Genomic DNA, 20,992 nt, shown 5'->3' with positions numbered 1-20,992 from the left:
AATAATTCAAGTCAGGTTCAGTTATTTGATCGCGCTTAAGCCTTCTTCCAATATCAGGATCTTTGCCTCGGCATCAGCTTTCTTTTTACGCTCGTTATCCACCACCTCAGCTTTAGCATTATTTACAAAACGTTCATTTGAAAGCTTCGCATCCACCGACTTAAGGAAACCTTTAAGATATTTTATTTCTTTGCTGATACGCTCGCGTTCGGCTTCCACGTCGAGACTTCCTTGTAAGACAACAAAAAACTCATCCCTGTCCGACATAAAACTTGTGGCTCCCTGAACCTTCTCGGTTACTACAATAAATTCACTAAGGTTAGCCAGTTTGTTTATGATACCGGAATATCGCTGATAAGGTATTTCAGAATTTATTTTTACAGATAATGGCAGACTTTCTTTTGGAGAGATCTGTTTAGAATTCCTGATGTTTCGAACTTCAGAGATTACCTGCTTTACTACCTCAACGTTTTTCAACAGACCTTTTTTTACATCTACTGAAACCGGATAGTTCGACACTATACAGCAATCCAGCTCTGAACGGCTTGCGAATATCTCATCGTCATGCCATAGTTCTTCTGTAAGAAAGGGCATAAAAGGATGCAGAAGCTTCAGTATCCTTTCAAAAAATTCTTTGGTTGCCTTATACGTAAACTGATCTACAGGTTGTTGATAAGCCGGTTTAACCATTTCAAGATACCAGGAACAGAAATCATCCCACACCAGTTTGTAAGAGGCCATTAAAGCTTCAGATAAGCGGTATTGTGCAAAGTTATCTTCAATCTCTGCCAAAGCCTCATTAAAACGGTTATCGAACCATTCAACAGCAGCTTCATTTGCAGCACCGAGCTGAGTGTCGATTTCCCACCCCTTAACCAAACGGAAGGCATTCCAAATCTTATTGGCAAAGTTCCTGCCCTGTTCGCAGTAAGATTCATCAAACATCAAATCGTTTCCTGCGGGTGAGCACAGCAACATCCCGACCCGTACGCCATCCGCTCCATATTTGTCAATAAGATCAATCGGATCGGGGGAATTGCCCAGCGATTTAGACATTTTTCTACCTAGTTTGTCCCTAACAATTCCAGTGAGATAGACATTTTTGAAAGGCACTTCGCCCTTAAATTCGTGTCCCGCCATGATCATCCGGGCTACCCAAAAGAAGAGGATTTCAGGAGCAGTTACCAAGTCGTTAGTGGGGTAATAATAGTTAAGATCGGCATTACCCGGATTTTCCGGGTGACCGCAAACAGAAGGGTCAAACACCGAAATGGGCCACAACCATGAAGAAAACCAGGTATCAACCACATCCTCATCCTGAGAGATAAGCGACTTAGCCTCCTCTTTGAAAGCAGCCTTTTCCTCATCCGAAAGTCCATTTCTAGACTCGGCTAATAACAACTGTTCTACTGCTTCGTCCTTGGATTTAGCTACTACAACTTCATTTTTATAGTACCAGGCCGGTATCCTTTGTCCCCACCACAATTGCCGGCTAATACACCAGTCTTTAACGTTTTCCATCCAATGGCGATAGGTATTTATAAACTTGTCAGGGATAAGTTTAACATCGCCATTCAGAACGTATTCCAGCGCAGGTTTGGCCATCACGTCCATTTTGCAAAACCACTGAAGCGACAATTTAGGTTCAATTGCAGAATCAGTCCGTTCTGAAAAACCGATCTGAGATTTATAATCTTCAACTTTTTCCAGTTGTTCTGCCTCTTCCAGAAGTTCGGCAATCTTTTTCCTGGCGGCGAAACGCTCCACTCCTATTAAAATTTCAGCTTTGTCATTTAAAGTTCCGTCGTCGTTAAGAATATCAATTACCGGTAGGTTATGCTTTAAACCCAATTCATAGTCATTGAGGTCGTGTGCAGGAGTTACTTTCAGGCAGCCCGTACCAAAAGCTACATCCACGTATTCGTCTTCAATAACTGGTATTTCGCGGTTAATTAAAGGAATCAAAACTTTCTTTCCTTTAAGATGACTATAGCGTTCATCATGAGGATTAATACAGATGGCTGTATCAGCCATAATAGTCTCCGGGCGAGTGGTAGCAATCACCAGATATTCCTCGCTTCCGGATACCTTATACTTTATATAATATAGTTTTTGATTTACTTCTTTACGGATCACCTCTTCATCTGACACTGCAGTCAGGCCCTTCGGATCCCAGTTCACCATTCTAACTCCCCGATAAACCAATCCTTTTTTATAGAGATGAATAAAAGTATCAGTAACCGCCTCAGAAAGGGCTTCATCCATGGTAAAGCTAGTACGGTCCCAATCGCAGGAAGCTCCAAGCTTTTCAAGTTGCTTTAATATTATGCCTCCATATTTTTCTTTCCACTCCCATGCATATTTTAAAAACTCCTCACGGCTTATATCTTTTTTTTCTATCCCCCTTTCTTTAAGCATAGCCACCACTTTAGCCTCAGTAGCTATTGACGCATGATCGGTTCCAGGAACCCAGCATGCATTTTTCCCAAGCATCCTGGCTCTTCTTATAAGGACGTCCTGTATGGTATTGTTCAGCATATGCCCCATGTGCAATACACCAGTGACGTTAGGAGGAGGAATTACAATTGTGTAAGGTTCGCGCTCATCGGGCACCGATTTAAAAAAGGCCTTTTCAAGCCAGTATTTATACCATTTATCTTCTGTTTCTTTTGGATTGTACGTTCTGGAAATGCTCATGTGCCGATTAACAATGTTGAATGCAAAAATAGCTTTTAAGGCTCAATTATAAAATTATTGGCATTTATAGGATCTAGTAGACAGATGTGGGAAAAAATGCAAATCATTCTCACAATATTTTTGTTAGAATATAGTTTTAAATGATGAAATGATAACGTGTTTTAAATAAACTATATGACCGCACCTCTACCTTAAAAAATATTTAAAATGAAATTTCGTAGTCATATCAGGATCACTAACCTTTTATATAACTATTTGTATATAGATCGTTTATTCAGGTGGTTTAATAAATAACTATAAGAAGCTCTCAAGGGCCAGCCTGTAGCTATGTAGCCCGAAGCCGGTAATGATGCCTTTACAATTTTTGGCCATCATAGATTTGTGCCGGTATTCTTCACGGGAATAAACATTGGAAATGTGAACTTCTATCACCGGCGTATTTATAGCTGCAATAGCGTCGGCAATGGCAAGTGAAGTATGCGTGTACGCTCCTGCATTGAATATTATTCCGTCATAGCTGAATCCGATTTCATGAAGTTTATTAATAAGCTCGCCTTCAATATTGCTTTGGAAATACTGAATATCAACACTGTGATAGCTGCTTTTTAGTTCAGCCAAAAAAGGTTCGAAACCACTTTCTCCATATATCGACTTTTCGCGGGTTCCCAATAAATTCAGGTTAGGCCCATTAATGATTTGTATCTTCATCCCTTCAAACTTAAGAGTTTTATTTTATTTTGTTGTTGAAAGATGTAATTGCCCATGGATTGGAAGATTTGTAAAACCGGTTTTAAGTCATATCTCCAACTGGAAAGGGGCTTGTCAGTCAATAGTATTGATGCTTATTTAAGCGATGTTGATAAACTTCATCAATATTCAGATAGTGTTGGAGGAATACTTCCCACCGCTATAAAAAGAGAGGACATTGAGCTCTTTCTATCCTGGATAAATGAGCTGGGGATGCTACCTCATAGCCAGGCAAGAGTTCTCTCGGGTTTGAAAGCCTTTTATAAGTACCTCCTCCTGGAGAACATCATACACCGGGACCCAATATCGCTGATAGAGAGTCCCCGACTCAGCAGAAAACTCCCTGAAACGCTGAACATCTACGAAATAGACGCACTTATTGAAGCGATAGATCTTTCAAGTGCTGAAGGGATGCGAAATAAAGCTATGCTTGAGGTGTTATATGGCTGCGGCCTGCGGGTATCTGAACTGACCAACTTAAAACTTTCTGACTTATACCTCGATATTGAATTTATCAAAGTTACAGGAAAAGGAAATAAGGAACGGCTGGTACCAGTAGGTCTGGAAGCAATTAAGCTTTTAAAGATCTACATAAACGAAGTCAGGGTACATATAAACATTAAAGTCGGAAAGGAAGATTTTGTTTTTCTTAACCGGCGGGGAGCTCCATTAAGCAGGGTTATGGTATTCATGATCATCAAACAGCTGGCTAAGACCATAGGTTTAAATAAGACAATCAGTCCTCATACCTTCAGACACTCTTTCGCTACTCATTTAATTGAGGGAGGCGCCGACCTAAGAGCAGTTCAGGATATGCTTGGACATGAGAGTATTACTACAACGGAGATATATACACATCTTGACCGTGATTTCCTAAGAAACACAATTATCCAATTTCATCCAAGAAGCTAGTTATCTTGCTTCAGCAATTAAGATCGAACTCTCTCATTTTATCGGAGTAACCTTTTTCTGTCGAAGCGAACAGTCTCGCTATAATGGATCACTGTATAAAAGGCCCATATGGCAATGAAAGGTGCCATCAGGAACATAGCATGTTCTAACCTTTGTGAGATATTTATTTGAAGGATCACTAAAAATGTGATTATATATATATTGAGCACCGAAACTGCAAATCCTGGCTTCTTTAACATAACATCAAGTTTAGATTAAAAATATACTACTATAAACGCAAGTATTATTCCACATTTTACTGAAATTAAATTTTTATTTTTTTTCTAAAAAAATCCAGTTTCTCTTATCAGACAAACAGCAAAAAGGCTGATTCGATACGCTTTTAAGACGATTACACGTCCTTTTCTTTCCTGGTCTGTTGTACAGAAATTTGCTGGCAACATCTATTTCTTCCTCGATTCTTCCCAAACCTTGTTTTTACTAATGTAGTGTGTACAAAATAGCGTTCCGATGACCTTAATCATTAAATTTCCAACTTTTTATCACTATTAAATGTTTGTGAAGGAAGTGAGCAATTTTTTGCACAATATTCAAAGGAGCTGCTGCTATAATTAATTGCAAACAGCTGCGTTAGTACTTAACATCATTTTTAACATCGTAATTTAACATTGTCCCTTAATGCGAAACAGGTCCCTTTTAATTTTTATCTTACCCTTACTGGTTACTACCGGATGCTCATCTATATATATGCCAAACGTCCCCAATACACCAATGCTGAGTTCACGGGGTGAGATCCATGGAAGTGCTCATATTTCTTTAAAAGGAAACCTGAGCTTTAATTCGGCGCTCGCCGTGTCAGACCATGTAGGTGTTCTGTTGAATGGTTCATACATTGACCGGAATCGTGACAGGAAGGATTTCAGCCAAAACCTTATAGAAGCTGCCGCGGGTTACTTCACAAGCTTCGGAAAACAAAACGAACGCATCTTCGAAGTGTATGCTGGTTTTGGCCGTGGCAGCTCTGAGAGAGTTTACAAAGATCTGCAATATGAGGGGTCTTTCCCGATAGAAACCCAAAATGCTGATTTCAATAAATATTTTGTCCAGGCTAATTACAGTGCGAAAAATAAAAAGTCGCTCAAGCTGTTTGGTAAAAGATACCCTTTGAATTATGGAACAGCCTTAAGAATAAATTACCTGGATCTGGATAAATTTGCCATAAGCACCGCCAGTGTGACTTCTTCGCCTTTTAAGGAGGACAATATTTTTCTTGAGCCTGTTTTTTTCACCCGTATGAAAGTAAGTGAAACAGTGCAGATCCAATATACCAGCGGAAGCATAATTGGTTTGAAGAACAGGCAGTATTTAACTGCCGGCCATTCGGTTTTTACCCTCGGCGCGGTAATCAACCTGGGCAAAAAATAGAAAGCCGGAATAGTTATATCCCGGCTTTCAAGTTTATATTAAAGCTTAAATTATTTAGAGAAAGTAAATCTACAACTCCACCGTTTCCCGTACAGCCGGACGCCCGTTTTTAAAGGCCTCCCGTGGTTTGAGACCAAGTATATCAAACATCTGCATATCCTCGTTAAATTCAGGGTTAGGAGTTGTGAGTAGTTTATCTCCGGCAAAGATTGAATTAGCTCCTGCCATAAAGCAAAGTGCCTGATCAGTGAGGCTCATCTGAGTACGTCCTGCTGAAAGGCGCACTACGGTTTTGGGCATGATAATACGTGCCGTAGCAATCATACGCACCATGTCCCAGATAGGAACTAAAGGCTGATTCTCCATAGGCGTTCCTTTTACCGGCACCAATGCATTAATTGGCACAGATTCCGGATGTTTAGGCATGTTGGAAAGCGTTTTTAACATTGAAATACGGTCTTCAACTGTTTCTCCCAGTCCGATAATTCCTCCGCTGCAAACTGTAAGTTTAGCTTTGCGAACATTTTCTATTGTTTTCAAGCGATCATCATAAGTCCTGGTGGTGATAATTCGCTTGTAATCTTCTTCAGAGGTATCCAGGTTATGATTGTAGGCGTACAAACCAGCGTCGGCAAGGCGTTGAGCCTGGCTCTCGGTTAACATGCCTAGTGTACAGCAAACTTCCATGTCCATGCTGTTCACCGTTTTAACCATCTCTATGACCTTATCAAAATCGCGGTTATCACGAACTTCACGCCAGGCGGCTCCCATGCATAAACGGGAGGCACCTCCATCCTTTGCTTTCTGCGCGGCAAAAGTAACCTGTTCCAGCGACATCAGTGCCTGTACCTCAAGACCAGTGTTATAACGGGCCGCTTGCGGACAATACGAACAATCTTCAGAGCATCCACCAGTCTTGATAGATAACAAACTGCTTATTTGCACTTCAGAATAATCTTTATTTTCACGGTGCACACTCGCCGAACGGTAAATTAAATCCAGTAAAGGGCTGTTATATATTTCAGAAATTTCTTCTTTGGTCCAATCGTTCCTGATCTCAGTCATAATCTCATATCTTAATTGCAACAAATTTAGAAGAAATTTACAGAAAGAACAGCAGAGATTGATTTGTTATAGAAGCAACTTGCTTGCCATACCCAAAAGCAGCAAAAAACCAAGCACATCTGTAAATGTAGTAATGATGATGGAGGATGCAATTGCGGGATCAATTCCGATCCTTTTAAGAAGCAAGGGTATAGAGGCCCCTGTAATACCGGCTATCAACAGATTGCCAGTCATCGCCAGGAAGACTACAAGGCCTAGCATGGGATTTCTATCGTAAAACACGGCGAACAGAAAAATTATACAACCGATAATTGCACCGTTAATTAAGCCTACAGTAAGTTCCTTAAAAACAGTCTGATAGGCCTGTTTATCGGTAAGGTCGTTCAATGAGATGCGCCGGACGGTTACTGCTAAAGCCTGGGTCGCCGCATTACCTCCCATACCCGCAATCATGGTCATATAACCTGATAGTATCACCAGATGCGTAATAGTAGGCTCAAAATGCCTGATAACAGATGAAGCAAGAAAGGCAGTCCCAAGATTTAGAACAAGCCAGGGAAGTCGGCTTTTAATTGCTTCTCTCCAGTTTCCTGATAATTCCTCATCTTCTGATACCCCGGAAATTTTCAGAATGTCTTCTGTATTTTCTTCCTGCAACACGTCGATAACGTCGTCAAAGGTTATCCGGCCCAGTAGTTTCATTTTATCGTCGACTACGGGAATACTGGTCAGGTTATATTGGGATAGAAGCTTGGCAACCTCCTCCTGATCCGTATCAGCAGTTACGTATACAAAATCGTCCTTAACTAGTTCACGAATATGAACCGTATACTTTGATTTTATAATATCCTTTAAAGAGACGATACCTACCAGCCTATTGTCATTGTCGACTACATTTATCGTATAAAACTCCTCAATTTCTTCAGAAAGACGTATGATTTCGTCCAGTGCCTCCTTTTTGGTAAGGCCGCTGTTCACTTTAAGTACCTGGGTATTCATCAGGCCGCCAGCGGTGTCCTCGTCGTAATTCAGGAGGGCCCGTATATGAGAAGCATCTTCGGCATCCAGGCCTTCTAATATCTCTTCTTGCTGTTTCTCAGACAGCTGGCTGATAATATCTGTAGCATCGTCGTAATCGAGTTCCTCTACAATTTCTGAACGTTTTTCGGGATGCAGATTTCCCAGGATCTTTTCGGGGTGAATCTCAGCATCCATTTCTGAAATTACCTCCGAAGCGATATCGCTGGGAAGAATATTAATGATATATTCTCTGGCTTCCTGGCTAAGCCCTTCGAATAAGATCGCAATTTCTGACGCATGGTATTCAGCCAGCAAGACCTTCAGAGCCTCATCATCGCCCTCAAGTGCTTGTGTTATTCTCTGAATATCCGTTTTGTCAAGTTCAAAAGATTGCATTGCTCGCTAAAATAGTAAAATGATGCCTGATTTATGTTTTATAATAACAATTAAGGCTATGTTAACCTGCTGGTAACACAAAGCAGGACTTACTTAAGCCAGCCCTTACGCCAAAAATAGATCACCTGTACCAATGCAATGAAGCCCATCACGAACATGGTATACAAGTATCCATTTTCTGAATAAAGTTCGGGCATATTTTTTTCCAGCACCTGTCCTGTTTCGGGATTCTTATCGGCAAAATTCATACCGTACACCCCTGCTATAAAGGTAAGCGGAATAAATATGGAGGAGATCACCGTAAGCACCCTCATAATTTCGTTGGTTCTGTTACTCATGAAAGACAAGTACATATCGATCACACTGGTAGCAATCTCTTTATAACTCTCTACGAGGTCAATGATCTGCATAGAATGATCATAAACATCCCTCAGGAAAGTCTTGGTATGATCGGTTATCAGGGGCGATGAGCTTCTCAGCATGTCATTTATTTTATCTCTTTCAGGCCATACCGCTCGTCTTACAGTGATTAAAGCCCGCTTAATCTGTTGCGCATCATAGGTTATTGACTTTCCCGGACGCCGGTATAACAGCTCCTCGAGCGAATCTAGTTCATCTCCAAACCGGTTGATCAGTATAAAGTAATTATCCAGGATCAAATCCATCAATGCATACATCAGATAAGAAGTGCCGCCAATACGGATATTTCCTTTCCCTTCCAGTAATCGCTTCCTCACCGGGTCCAGGCAATCTTCGTAATTTTCCTGAAAGGTCAGAAGCACTCTTTCAGTTAATAAAAATGAGATCTGTTCATTTTCCAGCTGCAGTTTGCTGTTTAGGCAAAGCATTCTGCTGGTGGCGAACAGATGATCTTCGAACTCTTCTAATTTGGGGCGCTGATGTGTATGCAATATGTCTTCCAGAATAAGGGTACTAACGGAAAATTCATCCCTGATCGTTTCCAACAATGAACTATCACCCAGGCCCTTAACGTCAATCCAATGAATTTCTGAAGGATGATTATGGAGAATCGTCTTTATTTCCTCAAATGATGAAACTTCAACTTTCTCAAAAAATGAGGGAGAAAAGGAATACACGTCTATCTTTGGAGGCAAAGCGCCTTCAGCCGGTTGCAAAGACCCTGGGCTGGTACCAGGCGGCGGCAGGCGCCTTTTGGTCTTTTTAATACTTATCCTTCTAAAAAAATTCGACATTTTTTAAATGAATTGGATGCTTTGTGGCCCCTGGTTAAATAACAAATCGACTATACTTAGGTTGGGTAAAAAGCCATTCCTGTCGTCAAAAACCTGATAATAAGTTTTATTAGAATAGGTAATCCCGGCCTTCGGATTCATTTCATGACGAAAATCTGCCAGATCAGCGTATTCTTTTTCATATTCTTCCGAATAGGACAGATTAATATTAATTTTCAATAACTTCAACAAAACCTGCAGCAAATCACTATTAAAGTCAAACAGGAAGTCCCATTTTTTCTCAAAGAACGGAGCGAACTCATCTTCGTAAAATTCGAAATATGCGGAGCTTCTGTACGATGACTGAAGGCTTAACCAATGCAAGCGCTGCCATTGGAAGTCGTACGAGATCCTTACATCCTTTACTTTCGTATGAACTTTCGATCCCTTTACTACCGGAATGATCAGGTCAAGTTTCCCCTGGGGAGAATGGATTGACGCCCGGTTCCTGTACGTTTGTTTGGGAAAATGCTCAAAGCGCTCGATAACAATATGATCTTTATACTGAAGAAGTTCAGGAAAAAAGCTAACAGGCGGAAGGTAAAATAATGGAAAGATTGCACCTTTATTCATTGTATATAGTAAGTTTGTGTTCCGGTTCGCCGAAATTAAAAATAAATAACATACATGAAGAAGGTTCTTTGGGGGCTAAGTAAATTTTCAATATATCTGATTTCTTACCTGCCCTTTCCAATCCTTTACCTGGTTTCCGATTTTTTTTACTACATCATATACTATATTGTAAAGTACCGCAGGCATGTGGTAGAACCCAATCTCAGAAATTCCTTCCCCGAAAAAACTGAGGCGGAGTTAAAGGTGATCGAAAAAAAGTTCTATCGCTTTTTATGCGACAACATACTTGAATCTTTTAAAATGCTGACCATTTCTCGTAATAGTATGAAAAAAAGATTAAAGTTCCTTAACCCGGAAGAAGCAGAACGCCATTTTCATAACGGGAGATCTGTTTTGGCAACTGGTGGCCATTATGCAAATTGGGAATGGGGAAATCTGGCAATAAACCTGTTTATTAACAAAACGGTTTTAGTGGTATATAAACCGCTTGGTGATAAACTTTTTGGTGCACTCCTTAACAAAATGAGGAGCAGGTTCGGTACTATAATGGTACCTATGAAACATACGTTGAGAAAGATTGCTGAAAACAGGCACAGGTTATATTTTGCCGTTTTTGTAAGCGACCAGACACCCACCAGACATGAGTCTAACTACTTCACAGAATTTCTCAACCAGCGAACGTCAGTATTTCTCGGTATAGAGAAAATAGCAAAAACCACGGGAAACCCGGTAGTTTTCTGTTACATAGATCGTATTAAAAGAGGGTACTACGAAGCCAGGTTCAAAACTATTGTAGAAGATCCTAAGGAAACAAGCGAGTTCGAAATCACAGAAATTCACACGAAAGAACTGGAACAGCAAATAAAAGCAAGGCCGGAACTTTGGCTGTGGTCTCATAAACGTTGGAAATTTAAATCAGCAGAATAATTAAATGGAAATTTACCCCAGAGTCGCCGTTATTATTTTAAACTGGAACGGTCGAGAATTCCTTAAACAATTCCTTCCTGCGGTGGTAGCTTCCTCCTATCCGAACCTTGAGGTTATTGTCGCCGACAATAAGTCGGATGACGATTCAGTGGAGATGATCTCTACCTATTTCAGTACAGTAAGGCTTATTTTGAACAACAAAAACTTAGGATTTGCAGGCGGGTATAATGAAGCTTTAAACCAAGTGGATGCCGACTACTTTGTATTGTTAAACTCTGATGTTGAAGTTACCAGAGGTTGGATTGAGCCCGTTGTAACGCTAATGGAAAGTGATCCTGAAATTGCCGTTGCACAACCTAAGATCAAGGCATGGAATAATAGAAACGCCTTTGAGTATGCTGGTGCCGCGGGAGGATTTATAGACAAATATGGATATCCTTTTTGCAGAGGGCGGCTGTTTGATACTGTTGAAACAGATGAGGGCCAATACAATCAAGCCACAGAGGTTTTTTGGGCCAGTGGTGCTACCTTATTCATAAAAAAAGCATGCTGGGAGAAAGCAGGTGGCTTTGATGCCGATTTCTTTGCACATATGGAAGAAATAGATCTGTGCTGGAGATTAAAAAACATGGGTTATAAAATTATGTATTGCCCGGGATCTGCTGTTTATCATATAGGAGGCGGAACCTTAAACAGCACCAGCCCCTATAAAAGCTATCTAAACTTCAGGAACAATTTAGCTATGCTTTTAAAAAATCTGCCTAAAGACAAACGTTTTTCCATCCTGTTTACGCGGTTTTGGCTGGATTTCATCACCTTGCTGAAATTCCTGGCCGGAGGTCAGTTTAAACAGGCAAGGGCAATTAACAAAGCTCATATTGCCTTTTTCAAAGATCTCCGGCGTAACCTAAATAAGGCCTCAAAATCTCTCCCTCACCGGAGGCATAGTGGACTTTATCCGGGAAGCATTGTCTGGATGTATTTCGTAAAAGGCATTAGAAAGTTCAGTCAGCTTGAGGTAGATTAGCCTTTTATTTTCAACCCGACAACCTCTCCGATGATTACAATGGCTGGATGTGTAAGCTTGTTATCAATGGCCATCTTAGGTAGATTTTTTGCTGTACCAACGGCCGATTTTTGCTTTGCTAAAGTTGCATGTTGAATTATGGCGGCAGGAGTTTCTCCCATTCCTTCCTTAATATACGTGTCGGCAATATCCTGCAGCTTCTTCATCCCCATATAAATCACCACAGTTGAATTGCTTTGCATAGCAAGACGCAAGTCATTTGATAAAGTGCCGTCTTTTTTAGTGCCGGTTACTACCCATATTCCCTCACTCAAGGTACGATGAGTTAAAGGGATGTCTTCGAATCCGGAAGCTTGCATACTGGTTATCCCCGGAATGAAAAAAGCTTCAATACCATTTTCCCTGGCAAAGATCATTTCCTCATAGCCTCGTCCAAATATAAATGGATCTCCCCCCTTTAAACGCACAATCAGCCCCTTCTCAAATGACTTTTCTTTGATCAGTTCATGAATTCTTTCCTGAGGAGTATATTCGCCATAAGGATGTTTCCCCACATATATTAATTCGCAGTCCTCTGGAGCCAGATCCAAAAGTTCTTTATTAGCAAGATTATCATATAAAATCACTTTTGTCTTCTGAAGCACCTTAAATGCCTTTAATGTAATCAGTTCCGGATCTCCCGGGCCAGCTCCGATAACATATAATTGTGGTTTTATAGTATTCTCCTGCATCTATCGCTTTTTATGCGGGTAAAATACAACATTTTTCAAATTCAGAGGACTTATCTTTACCATTTTCGGGTAAAAAGCAGCAAAAGTATGCATTAGCATAATTTTCTCGCTTTTTTTGCGGCTAAATTGCGGCTTAATTGCTTTAAGCACACGCCATGCTGAACCCTTGCTGGTGCACGTGCCGCGTGTGCCTAACGACTCTGTTTAACATCAGCAATATTACAGGACCGGCTCCGGCACGGTGGTCGTCAATCGTTCAGCAATGTTGGAGAGCATAGACCGCACAGTCTCTACCAGTATATCTGGTTTTTTTATACAAGCCTCATCACCAAACATCATGTACCAACGTGCAAAACCAGTAATGGATGTGGTCATAAAAGTCATTTCAGTTTCGTCGCCATCTTTCACTTCAGAAATAAAACCATTATAATATTTCTGATTATCAAGGTAAGCATGCCAATTTTTAGAGACCCTGATAACAACTTCATGCAGGTTTTTTTCCTTGCAAGAGAACTGCAGATATTCTTTGAGCGGTGGATGCTGCCTGGAAAATAACTGATTGCTTAACCTAAGGTCTGAGATCCGGTCCAGGCGGAAATCCCGGTAGTCATTTCTCAATCTGCAGAAAGCAATCAGATGCCAGTAAGTGTCCAGGAAAAAGACACCGACAGGTTCTACGCAGCGTTCGTTAGATTCCTGACTATAATGTGTAAAATATTTGATAGTCATTGCCCTTTTTTCGGCAATACTTTTGAGCGTTGTTTGAAGCAGATTTAATTCCAGAGCGCTGTTCTCCTGTCGCTTGCTTTTTAAAACAGCGATGCTGGATTCAATATCCTCCAGGTACTCTTTTTCAGATGATTTAAGTACTGCTTTTATTTTATACATCGCAGACGAATAATCTGCGCTGGTGGAAGCATCGGTTAATTGGGCTACCAGTTTTTCAGCAGTCAGGAACGCGGATGCCTCGTCCCTGGTAAACATCACAGGTGGCAACCTGTATCCTTCCACCAGTGAATAACCGATCCCCGCCTCTCCTATTATGGGTACACCTGCTTCCTCCAATGATCGTATATCGCGGTAAACCGTACGCAAACTTATCTCAAACCTGTCTGCTATATCCTGCGCTTTTATCACACGACGAGTTTGCAATTGAATAAGGATAGCTGATATCCGGTCGATTCGATTCATAGCATTATGATTTAAACAAAAGAAACCATAGTGCAGCAATTATCCAAAAAAATTCCCGAACAATAGTCCATCGTTGGAGAAAGGTTTCCATCCCGTCGGCATAAATGCTATTACGAAATATACACGGTTCATACGTCAATAAATTAGTATAATACATTCATGGTTCAGGTCACCGGCGTCTGATTCCCCAAAGTAAACCCGCAGTGGTCAGCCCCGCGAGAATGAAGACACTGGTTAAAATTACCGGATTATTCACCTTACGGGGAATGTATTGAACACCGTTTTTATTTGCCCGGGCCGGTTCCTTCACATAACGGCCATAATGCGGAACAGCTTTTTCATCGAAATGATCAGCAAGATCAACCAGGGCGGCTTTCAGCACTTCTCCATACATGGGATAGCCATGACCTGTGGCAGCTACTTCTGGTTCTAGCAAACGCAGAGCTTTAACTGACTCTTTAGCAGCGGACCAATCTATCGTAAAATACTTCGGCGGGCCGGATAAAACTTTTCTTTGTGTCATTACAGAAAATGCCGACTCCTGCTTTGTGGTTACAAATGCATCACCAGCAATAAGCGTTTTATCACTTTCCCTGAAAATAGAAACCTGGCCCGGTGAGTGCCCCGGAGTATGAATGAACGTCCATCCCGGCAACTCTTCCAGTTCGGTTCCCATGTTCAGCTTTTTTATCCTGTTACCCAGGTCCTTAGGACTTCGAGGGTAAATCCAGGACATCAAACTCATTAAGCCCCCACCTACCATTGGATCTGGCGGAGGATAGGATGATAATCCTTTCAGGTAAGGTAATTCCAGGTAATGTGCATAAACAGGAACTTCCCAAAATCCCAGCAGCTCCTCCAAAGCTCCTACATGATCAAAATGTCCGTGAGTGAGCAAGATAGCAGTGGGTTTAGTTCCAGCACCAAACAGGTGTTCGGCCAAACGCCTGATTTTCGTTCCGGATCCCTTTAACCCGGCATCTATCAGGACCCAGTCCTTCCCTTCGTCGTCGCCCGTTGCGACAATATAAATATTGACAAACACGATCTTCATCCCCCATACACCCGGGGAAACCTTGAAGTATTCCAGCTTATCAGATTTCCTTAGTTTATAACCTTCTTTTTCGATTGTTTTCATAGTATGTACTTCTATTGATCTTTTACCAGGCTTTTTACTGATCTTTCAATTTCTTTAAGTGCATCGTATTGCGCTTCGATATCGGGCAAGCGTTCTTGTGCATACGTTTTTATATTATTATCCAGCGGTTTGGTAGCACCTTTTTTATAAACCGCTATGGCTCTTCTGTGAGCCTGCTCCATCAAATCAAGATATGATTTATCAAACGCATGACTTTTTAAAGTATATAGCTTATTTATTCCATCCTGCTCGTTGGCAGGAATATGGCTATCAGATGGTATCCCCTTCTCCCTGAGGATATCTTCAAGAGTTGATTCTGCTTTCCGGTATTGCGTTATCGTAGTCTCGGCAAAGGCAGGAATAATGGAGCTCTGTGATCGTTCCTTTGCTAGCAAACTTAATTGAATGATAAGTTTGTTCGATATGCAGGCTTGTTTTGCGAACTCCGCACTTGCAGAATCGATAGACGCGTTTTGTTGCTGCGCTATTATTGCCGTTGTATTAGTTGCTTCAGACGACGTTCCTCGTAATGCCGTACTGCCTTCAGGAAGGTAGGACAGGGATTGATCGACACTATTACACCCTGTGACTATGCAACAAAATAAACAGATGCATAGCCGATATATATCGGTTATCATGGCTATAAAGAATATGTTATTAGAACATATTGCTTTATAGCCTGTTTTATTTTTGTATCAGAATAATTAAATATTTATTGCAGGATCTCCAGTTGCCAGATGATTTCTTCTTCCTTTATCGGATATGGCTTATCCAGCTGGATATGATTCGCTATGGCGTCAAATAAACGATTATAGTTACCTTTAAGTGCGGTATTGTAATGAGTACCAGAGCTGCCATCATTATTCACCGTAACCAGCATCCCCTCGGCCCCATTAGGCTCTATACCATAATGAGGATCAATTGGAGAGATATTTTTATCGAGCTGCTCTTCCTGTACATCTGTTCTCTTCTTTATATAAGAGCCTTTTGTACCATGTATTACAAATGAGGGTAAAGGATGGGCGACCAGCAAATTCGCGGTTACAAAAACATTTAAGTTCTCCGGATATTTGAGGTGAACGTGCAGGTAATCATCTACCTGCGAGCCCTCGCGAAATGTGCCCGAAGTTTTTGTAAACAAGAGAGGTTTGCCAAAGAGACTGATCACCTGATCCAGCAAATGCGGGCCCAGGTCGTAACTCAAGCCACTTGCGGGTAAAGACTGTTCTTTGAAATATTTGGGGCTTAGTTCGTTTCGATAGCGATCAAACCGGAAGTGAACTTCGATCAAATTACCTAAAGCCCCTTCTCCTATTATAGACCTGACAGATTGAAAATCTGAATCCCATCTCCGGTTCTGGTATGCCATGATCTTGCACTGATTTTGCTTTGCCAGATCAAACATTTGGCTCGCTTCGTCTGCTGTAGCTGCAAACGGTTTTTCAATCAATACGTGTTTGCCTGCGTTCAAAGCAAGCATTGCATGTTCAAAATGCAAATGATTAGGCGTATTAACAATAACCAGTTCAATCTTTGGATCATTTATAAGCTCTTCCACAGAGCTATAGCTGATCACCTCCGGATACCGTTCATTTATTTTCTTCCTGGTCCTCTCAGTGGCAGCGTACAGTTGAAATGAGGGATGCGTTTGGATAAAAGGGGCATGAAACACGCGGCCAGACATTCCATAGGATAATAAGCCGGTAACAATTTGCTTTTCCATCTATTTTTGAAAAAAGGGATACCAAAGTATCCCTATAAATAACGCTTTTGTTTTCTTCCGGTTTTGGTAATTACGCCAGGTTTCTTCCTGCATTCACAATTCCGTAAACGGTACGTATAACAAGTTTGGATAATATCTGCCGTTGTTCCTCTGAAACATTGCCACTTTCAAGCTGGCGCAAGGCATAATGTTGTATCAATACCAATGGAAGAACAATTTTCTCACGCAAAGCAATTGAACGACGCTCTACCGGATAATGTTCCATCAAGGTTGACGAATCAGTTAGCTCCAGCAATAAAGCTTTTGTAAGATTAAATTCATCTCTCAGTACCCTCCAGAACTCGCCGAATTCACTGTCGTTTTCAAGATAAGCAGTAATGTTAAAATTGGCTTTAGACATAGACATCATGCAGTTGTCCATCATCGTTTTAAACCATCCGGAAGTTTCATACAAAGATCTGACATCGTTCCATTCACCGCTTTCTTTAGCTTTCTTTAAAGCTGAGCCAACCCCAAAAAATCCTGGTATATTTTGTTTAAGCTGACTCCAGGCAGTTACGAAGCTGATAGCTCTCAGATCTTCGAGTTTTAACTCGCCACCTGAATTCCTTTTTACCGGACGACTACTGATATTGATATGGGACAACAACTTCAGAGGACTGAGCTTTTCGAGATACTTTAGGAATAATGGATTTTCCCGAAGTGCAACAAATCGCTTGTGACTTACAGAAGCCATTCCTTCAATGAAGGCCTTTTGCTCCGGTGTAAAAGTATTTTTATCACTCTTATCCAGGGCATTAACTAAACCCGCATTAATCATTTGTTCAATATTATGATGAGCTGTATCAAAAGAACCGTACTGACTGCTTATTGTTTGTCCCTGGATAGTTAGCTGAATATGTTCGTTAGCTATTTCCTTACCCATAGTAGCGTAAAAACGATGTGTTTTACCTCCACCGCGGGCAGGAGGGCCACCACGGCCATCAAAGAACGCAAGCTGAACTCCATATTTCCTCGCTAATGAGGTCAACTCAGACTTAGCCTTGTAGATAGACCAGTTCGCCATAAGATACCCGCCATCTTTTGTACTGTCAGAGAAACCAAGCATGATCACCTGCTTATTGCCTCTATTCTTTAAATGGGTTTTATAAAACTCATTCGTATAAAGACTTTCCATAACAGAAGAAGCTGCTGAAAGATCTTGTACAGTTTCAAACAGAGGCACGAAGTCAATTTTCAACTCGTCCTTTTTCCAGCCGCTCCACAGGAAGAGGTTTATTAATTGCAAAATATCAGAAGCTTGCTGACAATTACTGATAATGAAACGATGAGAGGCCATCTCGCCACCTGCGAGCTGCATTTTCTTCATCAGGCGAATCGTCTGCAAAGTATCGTTGCTGAGACTATCAAGACCGTCACATTGAATATCATCTTCTTCAAAAGTAACCTTCTTAACCTTTTCTTCTTCAGGTAAATTATCGTAACCCTCAAGGAAAGAAGACCTTAAAGATGAACGACAGGTAATATGAGTATTTCGTAATACACGGCTGTCCTGACGAATGTCTATGGATGCAAAATAACACCCAAACAAGGTAACTTTCCGGATCAGATCATCAACAGTATCAACAAAAAGTCCGTCGTGCACACTTTGCAGCACACTCTTTACAGAGCCAAGATTGTCCAGGATTTCTTTTTGAATGTCAACCATGTTTTCAACCCTGGTAAAACTATTCTGATAAAACAACTCCTGCAGTTTGGCCATATAATTTTCAAGGCCTCTGAAAGTGATTCTGCGTTTAAGTACCCGGAAGTCGCGGTAATAGCAGCGGAACAATATTTCACGAAGAAGCTCCGAAACCTCTTTAGTACTTTCTGAAGTTACATTTGGATTTCCGTCACGGTCGCCTCCTGGCCAGAAGCCAAGTTCGATTAACTGATGAGCACTGAAAGAAAGTCCTTCCATCTCATTCTCGACTTCCTTCTGTAAAGAAGAAACCACATGATAGAAGACATTCTCAAGGAACCAGGCAAGGCTGGCAGCCTCGTTTACCGGCGTAGGTTTAGTCTTATTGAAAAAAGGAGTCTTCCCAAGCTGTTGCAAAAGCTGGTGAACTGTATTAATATCATTAGACTTTAAAGCATCAGTAAGGTCGTTAATGATTGCAAGTACCCTACCCGGATAAAATTGTGTGGGATGAGCTGTAAGAACCAAGCGTAAAGAGAATTCTTCAAGCTTTTGCTTAATTTCAGCCTTCATCGCAGGGTTAGAGGAAGCCTGCTGCATTAAGAAAGCCAGGGCATTTTCATCAGAGTTTGTCTTGGTAAAAGCAGAGTCTTCAATTGCATCAAACAATACAACCTGACGTTCAATGTACTGAATAAAGCGAAACAAGAGATCCGTCCTGTCTTCAGTTTGAACGTATTGCTCATATTGTCCAAAAAAACTCTCTATAATATCTGCAGGGGCTAGACTCTGCTTTACTCCTTCTTCGCAATGCGATGTAAAAAACGGGAGAAGCGTTCCTGTATGCTTTACCCGGTAAAATGGAAGAGTAAGGAATAAACTATTGTAGAGTTCAAATCGTGTGACAACTTCACTCGCAAAAAGAGCTTCTTTCTGGCTTAATTTCATTTATTAATATATGAGCTTATTGCAGCAAAAATAACAGCTTTATGCAGATACTAAAATTAAAGGATGATAAAAAGACAAGTATTTTGTCAATTTATCATCCTTTTATTCATTATTAAGCCTCTTTTTTTACAAAACTCCCTAACCATTTATAATTTCTCCCCCATTTGGATGGAGAACCTGACCGGTCATGTAGCTTGAATCCTCCGAAGCAAGAAAAACGTAACAAGGTGCCACTTCTTCTGGCTGCCCAGGGCGTTTTAAAGGAACATCACTTCCAAAAGAAGCTACCTGATCAGCCGGAAATGTGGCTGGGATCAATGGCGTCCATATCGGACCTGGAGCAACTCCGTTTACCCGGATAAATTTGTCGGCAAGCGACTGAGAAAGAGATCTTGTGAATGCAACAATTGCACCTTTTGTTGAAGCATAATCTATCAGATGACCGCTTCCTCTGTAAGCCGTAACCGAAGTTGTATTGATAATGACGCCGCCTTTCGGCAGATGCGGCAAAGCTGCCTTTGCCATATAGAAGTAAGCGAAAATATTCGTGCGAAATGTCTTTTCTAATTGTTCTGAGGTGATATGCTCGAGGCTCTCCTGTGGATACTGAACAGCTGCATTATTTACCAGGATATCCAGTTTTCCAAAACTTTGAATAGTATCTGCTACAATTTTGATACAATGTTGTTCTTTTCCCACATCTCCGGGAACAAGTAAACATTGCTGGCCCTCCTGCTCTACTTGCCATTTGGTCTCTTTGGCATCTTCTTCTTCATTAAGATAAGAAATAACCACATTAGCACCCTGGCGTGCAAAAGCAACCGCTACAGCCCTGCCTATCCCACTGTCTCCGCCTGTAATTATCGCGACTTTATCTGCCAACTTTGAGAAAACATCCGTTTTCTCTCCCTGATAAGCAGGTCTTGGCGTCATTTCCGACTCCAGGCCCGGCTGTTTGTCCTGATGCTGAGGGGGCTGCACTTGCTGGGATTCATTTGACTTTTGCATATATCTGTTAACTAAATTATTTTTTGAAATGAGATTTGCTTTTATTCTTGTAACATAAGGCCGCTACCACGAAAGATCCTATGACAATTCCGGCGAGTGCCTTTTTTATAAAACCTTCACGGTTATATTTCCACTCTGCAGTCCAGCCTCTTTCGGCAAAAATATTAGGTACACGCCCTGAACTCAAGTCGTCAATAATGCCTTCATAAACATTGATCCTGTCGGCCAGAATCAGTGGCAGCCAGTGCCCGTAACTACCCTCACTGTATTTGAAAGCAAATCGGCGGATCTCTCCGCTTAAACCTGAGGGCGGGGTTGAAGTTCCAAAAACAGCCGTCACATTTGGCCGTTCGTTTGATTGAAGCACCTCAATGTCCACGGGCTGCTGAGCCGGTCGCTCCCAGTTGTATCCCTTATGTTCTTCGTCGGTTCTGTTCTTGATTGGATATGTTGGATCATTTTCAGGATCTGCGTCTATTCCCCAGCCCTTAATGTCCTTATAGTTTGTTGGTGTATTTTCCATGATG

The 20,992-nt window shown here is 41.3% G+C and carries 18 protein-coding genes; 4 read left to right on the top strand and 14 right to left on the bottom strand.

Going from position 1 to position 20,992, the window contains the following annotated elements; genetic code table 11:
* Positions 1-21: 21 nt before the first annotated feature.
* Complete coding sequence (locus J3P37_RS07890; protein ID WP_256010554.1) at positions 22-2,697, bottom strand: valine--tRNA ligase; 2,676 nt, start codon at positions 2,695-2,697, stop codon at positions 22-24.
* A 294-nt stretch (positions 2,698-2,991) separates the two neighbouring features.
* Entirely contained in the window at positions 2,992-3,405 is a 414-nt protein-coding gene (aroQ, locus tag J3P37_RS07885) for a type II 3-dehydroquinate dehydratase (protein WP_256010553.1), read from the bottom strand.
* 54 nt (positions 3,406-3,459) lie between these two features.
* On the opposite strand from aroQ, the gene xerD reads away from it, so the two are divergent.
* Both xerD and J3P37_RS07875 read left to right on the top strand, forming a co-directional pair.
* A complete protein-coding gene (xerD, locus tag J3P37_RS07880) occupies positions 3,460-4,356 on the top strand; it encodes a site-specific tyrosine recombinase XerD (RefSeq protein WP_256010552.1) in 897 nt (298 codons plus the stop codon).
* 678 nt (positions 4,357-5,034) lie between these two features.
* Positions 5,035-5,781, top strand: a complete 747-nt coding sequence (locus tag J3P37_RS07875) for a hypothetical protein (protein WP_256010551.1) — start codon at positions 5,035-5,037, stop codon at positions 5,779-5,781.
* 69 nt (positions 5,782-5,850) lie between these two features.
* Here J3P37_RS07875 and bioB read toward each other — a convergent pair whose 3' ends face one another.
* The 4 genes from bioB to J3P37_RS07855 form a co-directional block, all read right to left on the bottom strand.
* Positions 5,851-6,846 carry a biotin synthase BioB gene (gene bioB, locus J3P37_RS07870; protein WP_256010550.1) on the bottom strand — a complete coding sequence of 332 codons (996 nt, stop codon included), beginning with the start codon at positions 6,844-6,846 and terminating at the stop codon, positions 5,851-5,853.
* Between the two features lie 66 nt (positions 6,847-6,912).
* Positions 6,913-8,262 carry a magnesium transporter gene (gene mgtE, locus J3P37_RS07865; RefSeq protein WP_256010549.1) on the bottom strand — a complete coding sequence of 450 codons (1,350 nt, stop codon included), beginning with the start codon at positions 8,260-8,262 and terminating at the stop codon, positions 6,913-6,915.
* Between the two features lie 89 nt (positions 8,263-8,351).
* Entirely contained in the window at positions 8,352-9,476 is a 1,125-nt protein-coding gene (corA, locus tag J3P37_RS07860; protein WP_256010548.1) for a magnesium/cobalt transporter CorA, read from the bottom strand.
* Between the two features lie 3 nt (positions 9,477-9,479).
* A complete protein-coding gene (locus J3P37_RS07855; RefSeq protein WP_256010547.1) occupies positions 9,480-10,088 on the bottom strand; it encodes a WbqC family protein in 609 nt (202 codons plus the stop codon).
* Between the two features lie 54 nt (positions 10,089-10,142).
* Between J3P37_RS07855 and J3P37_RS07850 the strand changes: the two genes are divergently transcribed.
* Positions 10,143-11,015, top strand: a complete 873-nt coding sequence (locus tag J3P37_RS07850) for a lysophospholipid acyltransferase family protein (protein WP_256010546.1) — start codon at positions 10,143-10,145, stop codon at positions 11,013-11,015.
* A 4-nt stretch (positions 11,016-11,019) separates the two neighbouring features.
* Positions 11,020-12,042: a glycosyltransferase family 2 protein gene (locus J3P37_RS07845; RefSeq protein WP_256010545.1), complete on the top strand. Its 1,023-nt coding sequence runs from the start codon at positions 11,020-11,022 to the stop codon at positions 12,040-12,042.
* On the opposite strand, the gene cobA is transcribed toward J3P37_RS07845, so the two are convergent.
* The 8 genes from cobA to J3P37_RS07805 form a co-directional block, all read right to left on the bottom strand.
* Positions 12,039-12,773 (bottom strand): uroporphyrinogen-III C-methyltransferase, encoded by a 735-nt coding sequence (cobA, locus tag J3P37_RS07840; protein WP_256010544.1) that lies wholly within the window; start codon positions 12,771-12,773, stop codon positions 12,039-12,041. The genes J3P37_RS07845 and cobA overlap by 4 nt on opposite strands.
* Positions 12,774-12,992: 219 nt before the next feature.
* Entirely contained in the window at positions 12,993-13,964 is a 972-nt protein-coding gene (locus tag J3P37_RS07835; RefSeq protein ID WP_256010543.1) for a helix-turn-helix transcriptional regulator, read from the bottom strand.
* Between the two features lie 169 nt (positions 13,965-14,133).
* Entirely contained in the window at positions 14,134-15,102 is a 969-nt protein-coding gene (locus J3P37_RS07830) for an MBL fold metallo-hydrolase (protein WP_256010542.1), read from the bottom strand.
* A gap of 11 nt (positions 15,103-15,113) precedes the next feature.
* Positions 15,114-15,740 carry a DUF4142 domain-containing protein gene (locus tag J3P37_RS07825; RefSeq protein WP_256010541.1) on the bottom strand — a complete coding sequence of 209 codons (627 nt, stop codon included), beginning with the start codon at positions 15,738-15,740 and terminating at the stop codon, positions 15,114-15,116.
* Between the two features lie 74 nt (positions 15,741-15,814).
* The gene (locus tag J3P37_RS07820; protein ID WP_256010540.1) at positions 15,815-16,825 is read right to left on the bottom strand and encodes a Gfo/Idh/MocA family oxidoreductase; all 1,011 of its coding nucleotides are present in this window, start codon (positions 16,823-16,825) and stop codon (positions 15,815-15,817) included.
* 70 nt (positions 16,826-16,895) lie between these two features.
* Complete coding sequence (locus tag J3P37_RS07815; RefSeq protein WP_256010539.1) at positions 16,896-19,457, bottom strand: phosphoenolpyruvate carboxylase; 2,562 nt, start codon at positions 19,455-19,457, stop codon at positions 16,896-16,898.
* A gap of 138 nt (positions 19,458-19,595) precedes the next feature.
* Positions 19,596-20,465 carry an SDR family oxidoreductase gene (locus J3P37_RS07810; RefSeq protein WP_256010538.1) on the bottom strand — a complete coding sequence of 290 codons (870 nt, stop codon included), beginning with the start codon at positions 20,463-20,465 and terminating at the stop codon, positions 19,596-19,598.
* A gap of 16 nt (positions 20,466-20,481) precedes the next feature.
* The gene (locus J3P37_RS07805) at positions 20,482-20,988 is read right to left on the bottom strand and encodes a hypothetical protein (RefSeq protein WP_256010537.1); all 507 of its coding nucleotides are present in this window, start codon (positions 20,986-20,988) and stop codon (positions 20,482-20,484) included.
* Between the last annotated feature and the right edge of the window lie 4 nt (positions 20,989-20,992).

This window comes from Desertivirga xinjiangensis (assembly GCF_024436435.1).
GTDB lineage: Bacteria > Bacteroidota > Bacteroidia > Sphingobacteriales > Sphingobacteriaceae > Desertivirga > Desertivirga xinjiangensis.
This window is presented reverse-complemented; position numbering and strand designations above follow the sequence as displayed.

What these genes read in the sequence shown, in the direction of transcription:
- xerD (WP_256010552.1), top strand. Translation starts at nt 3,460, where the DNA reads ATGGATTGGAAGATTTGTAAAACCGGTTTTAAGTCATATCTCCAACTG.
- J3P37_RS07855 (WP_256010547.1), bottom strand. Translation starts at nt 10,088, where the DNA reads ATGAATAAAGGTGCAATCTTTCCATTATTTTACCTTCCGCCTGTTAGC.
- J3P37_RS07890 (WP_256010554.1), bottom strand. Translation starts at nt 2,697, where the DNA reads ATGAGCATTTCCAGAACGTACAATCCAAAAGAAACAGAAGATAAATGG.
- J3P37_RS07830 (WP_256010542.1), bottom strand. Translation starts at nt 15,102, where the DNA reads ATGAAAACAATCGAAAAAGAAGGTTATAAACTAAGGAAATCTGATAAG.
- J3P37_RS07845 (WP_256010545.1), top strand. Translation starts at nt 11,020, where the DNA reads ATGGAAATTTACCCCAGAGTCGCCGTTATTATTTTAAACTGGAACGGT.
- mgtE (WP_256010549.1), bottom strand. Translation starts at nt 8,262, where the DNA reads ATGCAATCTTTTGAACTTGACAAAACGGATATTCAGAGAATAACACAA.
- J3P37_RS07825 (WP_256010541.1), bottom strand. Translation starts at nt 15,740, where the DNA reads ATGATAACCGATATATATCGGCTATGCATCTGTTTATTTTGTTGCATA.
- J3P37_RS07820 (WP_256010540.1), bottom strand. Translation starts at nt 16,825, where the DNA reads ATGGAAAAGCAAATTGTTACCGGCTTATTATCCTATGGAATGTCTGGC.
- J3P37_RS07815 (WP_256010539.1), bottom strand. Translation starts at nt 19,457, where the DNA reads ATGAAATTAAGCCAGAAAGAAGCTCTTTTTGCGAGTGAAGTTGTCACA.
- J3P37_RS07850 (WP_256010546.1), top strand. Translation starts at nt 10,143, where the DNA reads ATGAAGAAGGTTCTTTGGGGGCTAAGTAAATTTTCAATATATCTGATT.
- corA (WP_256010548.1), bottom strand. Translation starts at nt 9,476, where the DNA reads ATGTCGAATTTTTTTAGAAGGATAAGTATTAAAAAGACCAAAAGGCGC.
- cobA (WP_256010544.1), bottom strand. Translation starts at nt 12,773, where the DNA reads ATGCAGGAGAATACTATAAAACCACAATTATATGTTATCGGAGCTGGC.
- J3P37_RS07835 (WP_256010543.1), bottom strand. Translation starts at nt 13,964, where the DNA reads ATGAATCGAATCGACCGGATATCAGCTATCCTTATTCAATTGCAAACT.
- aroQ (WP_256010553.1), bottom strand. Translation starts at nt 3,405, where the DNA reads ATGAAGATACAAATCATTAATGGGCCTAACCTGAATTTATTGGGAACC.
- bioB (WP_256010550.1), bottom strand. Translation starts at nt 6,846, where the DNA reads ATGACTGAGATCAGGAACGATTGGACCAAAGAAGAAATTTCTGAAATA.
- J3P37_RS07810 (WP_256010538.1), bottom strand. Translation starts at nt 20,465, where the DNA reads ATGCAAAAGTCAAATGAATCCCAGCAAGTGCAGCCCCCTCAGCATCAG.
- J3P37_RS07875 (WP_256010551.1), top strand. Translation starts at nt 5,035, where the DNA reads ATGCGAAACAGGTCCCTTTTAATTTTTATCTTACCCTTACTGGTTACT.
- J3P37_RS07805 (WP_256010537.1), bottom strand. Translation starts at nt 20,988, where the DNA reads ATGGAAAATACACCAACAAACTATAAGGACATTAAGGGCTGGGGAATA.